Here is a 4,295-nt window from a genome sequence, read left to right as displayed (position 1 = left end):
GCCCACCAGCCGAAAGCCAGCCATGTCCAGTGCATTGAACCAACTGGACAAGGTGCGAAAGTACCAGGGCATGGGGTGCCACTGCCCCTCGAACCCGGCGAAGGTCTCTTCCCGCCAACCATCCTGATAATCGCCCGCCGCTGTGGTCCACGGATGCAGCGTCTGGATCACCAGGCTACCGCCAGGGGCGAGCAGGGCGTTCATGGCGGCAAGCAGAGGAATGATGTCCTGGTGCAACAGCGCGAAGTTGGCGCAGATCAGGTCGTAGTCATGGCCGACGTTCACCTTCGCTTCCACCAATGCGTCATAGCTCGCCAAATGCACCGGTGAAGCGCCCGCTGCCCGTGCCGCCTCGACCAGTGTCGCGTCTCCATCCACACCGGCCGCCTTGATGCCCCGTTCAGCCAGCGCGCGCAATAACCAACCCTCGCCACAGCCGAGGTCAAGTACGTGCTCGGGCTGACGACCCATTACCGCCAACAGGATGGCCTGGTTGGTGACCCTCTGGCGGCTTTCAATGGCGCTGCTGCGGATGGCATCGATCCAGGATTGCGCGTTGTGCTGCCAACTTTGGATCAGTGAGAGTTCGGGGGCAGATAGATCGATGTCCGGATTTGTTTGTTGGATCGGCTCCATCACTCTTCTTCTCTCAGCACGTTGATCCGCCCTGATTTTTCCGCGGCCACCAGCGCGGCATGGTCTTTTTCATTTTGATCGGCATAGGCTATGGCAAATGTTCCGATGGCCTGGTCGAAGGAATCGGTCTTGCCCAGGTAGCCACTGATGAGTGCCGCATCCCCTGATTTGGCGTGGGCACGGGCCAGGGTAAGACCGCACCACTCGGCGTACATTTTCATCCGTGCAGCGGATATGCCTTCGATGGGCGCCGACATTTTCATGTCTCGTAACTGACGCACAAAGAAGTACCGGCCGTTTTGGCCGCGTGTCCAGCCCAAAAAAATGTCGCTGGACGACTGGGTCAGGCGCTGTCCTGTAACGACACGCTGCCCCTGGTTCTCGTAGGCACTCTTGCCTGCATAGGGCGCCAGCRCCGAGGGGCAGGCTTCCTTGAATTGCAGGAGCAAAGGATGGTTTTCCGCTGAGAAGAACAGGCCGACGAAACAATAGGTTCCGACACTGCCGATCCCGACAGCTTTGACGGCAATGTCTTCGAGACGGTAGCGATCGAAGAGCACGCGCCGTTCATGAGGCAGCGACAATCGATAATCCTGCAATGCCAAATGGACGCTGCGCGCAAAGCCCTTTTCATACACATGAAACAGTATGGGGGGTTGATCGATCAGGCGTCGCCGCCCCCCGACTTCGCCGCTGATCTTGGGAAACAGGTAATCGCCGACACGCATCTTGGCTTTTGCGACCAGTTGTTCACGGATTTTCTTGATCTCGGCATTGGGTGCCATATCAATGATCGCCTGCGCATCCAGGCGGTCATACCAGACATCCATCGGGTTCATCTTGGAAAATTTTCGCAGGTACACGCGGTAAGCACGAACGCATTCGGCGGCTATACCCCGTGCACTTTTATCGCTGAGGCGGTTATCGCGCGCGGCCACGGCAAAACTGATCGCCAGGCGTTTGACATCCCACTCCCAGGGAGCGGGGAGCGTTTCGTCGAAATCGTTTATGTCAAAAATCAGATTGCGCTCAGGTGTCGCGAACAACCCGAAGTTCATCAGGTGGCAATCCCCGCAGGCCTGTACCTGAATGCCGGTGGTCGGGAGCATGGCCAGGTCATGGGCCATCAAACCCGCAGAACCGCGTAAAAAGGTGAATGGACTGCGCAACATGCGGCCATAGCGCACAGGTACCAGATTGGGCAGTCGATAGCGGTTGGACTCTTCGAGGAGTTTGATCGGGTCACGGTGTTTGCGCGCCGGTTTCCATTCGGCGTGAACGGCATGCGGCAGACGCGCGCGCAATAGCTCACCTTCGTACAGTCGTTCCTTGCGCGAGTGAAAGACTCGCTCATCCCCGTGGTCTTCTGATCGCCCTGCCATGCGGTTGGCAGACTTGTTTTTGCGGGGGGCCATGTCCACTCCTTTGCTCAACGAAATTAGACTCGCCAGGGCACAGGATCGGGTAATTCGACTGTTCCATCAGCCACAGAGAACACGTGCGCCAGTAGGCTGCAAAACGCCACAGCTACTGTTTCAAGCGTAGCAGTTCTGATCTTCAGTGCTGCATCGTGCGTGTGTTGGCGTTGAACTTGAGCGGGCAGTACTTATCTATAAAAAATGTGGGGATATTTTTCCACTCAATACAGCTAACTGGCTCTGAGGGATCTTGCGGAACCGCAGTTGCTCGTTCTCGCTATTGCTGCTGATTCATGACCGCGCCGGTTGGCTGGCCGCTCCAATGGGCGGCCGGGAACTCACTGGTGTTTGCGTTCGTTACGGAGTTGACGCCGCAACGCCCAGCGGAGGTGCATCATGCTTCTCAAGAAATGTTTATTGGCGCTCGCAATAGGCGGCGTCCTGTCGGCATCGACTGTCTTGGTGCCCGATTACATCGGTAGTTTCTCCAGCGTGTATGCCAAAGATGGCAGCGGCGGCGGCGGTGGTGGAGGCAGTGGTGGTCACGGTGGCGGTGGCTCTGGCAGTGGAGGTTCCGGAGGCAGTGGTCACGGTGGCGACGGTGGCGGTAGCGGCTCCGGCGGCTCTGGCGGAAGCAGTGGTGGTCACGGTGGCGGTGGCTCCAGCAGTGGTGGCTCAGGAAATGGTCACGGTAGCAGTGGCCATGGAGAGGGCGGCGGTCATGCTGCTGGTCATGATGGTGACGGTCATGGAGGTCCGGCGCGCGGCGACGCTGACCATGGCGGTATTGCCGGAAACAGAGGCCCGGGCAATGCGCATGATAACGACGCTGACAACGATGCAGCCGATGCGGCCAGGGATGCGGCCAGAAACGATGCCGATGCGGCCCGAGATACGACCAAAGCCGCTGCGGATGCAACTAGAGATGCCGCTCGAGCTGACGCGGATGCGGCCAGGGACGCTGCAAAAGCTGCAGGTGTCGCGGGCGCAGATGCAACCCGAGATGCGGCGAGGGCTGCCGCCGATGCAGCCAGGGACGCCGCCAAGGCTGACGCAAATGCAACCCGAGATGCTGCGAGGGCTGCTGCAGACGCGAACAGGGACGCTGCCAAAGCCGAGGCGCGCGCAGCCAGAGGAGATTTGGCGGACGCCCCAGATGCTCCGGATGCTCCAGACGCGCCGGACAGGGACGTGGCTGAGGTACAAAATTAGACCTGCAAGATCCGCAGGCATATCAACAGAAAACGTCCCCAAAGCATGAAGGACGTATCAGTAAAGAGTCGCAATCCCAGAGAGACGCCGGGTTGCGACTTTTTTCTAGATAAGGGGAAGGCACGGAACCGGGCTGGTGAGGCTGTCGCGACCGGCGGAAATCAACGCCCTTGTAGGACCGCCTATGTCGACTATTGTTAACCACCACATTCCGAGGCGTTTTTCCGGTATGCGTTGTACAACTGCGCCCGTCAGCCGTGTGCGGTGATCGGCAAGGGCGCGAAGTGATTGAATACTCTGGTTGGAGGAAGATCATGATGCGCAAACATTATTTGACTGTCCTGGCCACAGTGGCCATTGCAACGGGTGGCCTCTGGGGGCCGACGCTTGTTCACGCGACCGATCAGGCTGATCAGCGACAAGAGTCGCGCGACGTCAAGCAGGAAGGGCGCGAGGGTTCTCGGGAAGCCAAGGAGGAATGCAAGGAGGGTGATGAAAAGAGTCGCAACGATTGCCGTCAGGATAAGCGCGACACCAAACAGGACTCGCGTGACACCGCTCGAGATGTCAAATATTGATAATTAACCCTTGTCAGTCCATCAACGGGTCAATTTATCCGAAGTCGGTCAGGGGGGGCAGGAGGACATCGCGACGGAGCAGGTTTTCCCGTCTGATAGAAGCCCTCACTTGACTGGCTGCTGGCTCAGAGTGCGTAAAAACATTACACAATCCCTGCTACGTTCGATCTGTATTCCTACAGATGAACGCAGCGTGCTCAACTGGAGTTACAGCAACGAAATCGGGTAGCTGATGAAGACGCGGTTTTCGTCAAATTCGTTGGTGCTGTAGTCTCTCCGAATAGTTGCGTTGCGCCACTTCACGGTGAGGTTTTTCAAGGTGCCAGACTGTACGACATAGGCCAATTCCGATTCGCGGCCCCATTCCTTGCCGTCGGTGATCGTGCCCGTGTGCACGTTGTCGCCACTGATGTAGCGGTTCATCATCGTCAGCCCCGGGACACCCATTCCG

The 4,295-nt window shown here is 58.2% G+C and carries 5 protein-coding genes; 2 read left to right on the top strand and 3 right to left on the bottom strand.

What is annotated here, in order from left to right; genetic code table 11:
- Positions 1-636: class I SAM-dependent methyltransferase (locus AC1DRJ_RS20205; RefSeq protein ID WP_477803704.1), on the bottom strand; the 636-nt coding region annotated here is incomplete at its 3' end.
- On the bottom strand, positions 636-1,808 hold the full coding sequence (locus AC1DRJ_RS20200) for a DUF2252 domain-containing protein (protein ID WP_477803705.1): 1,173 nt from the start codon (positions 1,806-1,808) through the stop codon (positions 636-638). The genes AC1DRJ_RS20205 and AC1DRJ_RS20200, both read right to left, overlap by 1 nt.
- A gap of 751 nt (positions 1,809-2,559) precedes the next feature.
- Here AC1DRJ_RS20200 and AC1DRJ_RS20195 point away from each other — a divergent pair.
- Both AC1DRJ_RS20195 and AC1DRJ_RS20190 read left to right on the top strand, forming a co-directional pair.
- Positions 2,560-3,315 (top strand): hypothetical protein, encoded by a 756-nt coding sequence (locus tag AC1DRJ_RS20195; RefSeq protein ID WP_477803703.1) that lies wholly within the window; start codon positions 2,560-2,562, stop codon positions 3,313-3,315.
- A gap of 265 nt (positions 3,316-3,580) precedes the next feature.
- A complete protein-coding gene (locus AC1DRJ_RS20190) occupies positions 3,581-3,844 on the top strand; it encodes a hypothetical protein (protein WP_477803702.1) in 264 nt (87 codons plus the stop codon).
- Between the two features lie 207 nt (positions 3,845-4,051).
- Here AC1DRJ_RS20190 and AC1DRJ_RS20185 read toward each other — a convergent pair.
- A partial coding sequence (locus AC1DRJ_RS20185) for an OprD family outer membrane porin (protein WP_477803701.1) occupies positions 4,052-4,295 on the bottom strand: 244 nt, incomplete at its 5' end.

This window comes from Pseudomonas sp. P5_B2 (assembly GCF_056400445.1).
The sequence above is the reverse complement of the archived record's forward strand: the minus strand, read 5'-3'. Positions and strand labels throughout refer to the sequence as shown.

What these genes read in the sequence shown, in the direction of transcription:
- AC1DRJ_RS20190 (WP_477803702.1), top strand. Translation starts at nt 3,581, where the DNA reads ATGATGCGCAAACATTATTTGACTGTCCTGGCCACAGTGGCCATTGCA.
- AC1DRJ_RS20195 (WP_477803703.1), top strand. Translation starts at nt 2,560, where the DNA reads ATGGCAGCGGCGGCGGCGGTGGTGGAGGCAGTGGTGGTCACGGTGGCG.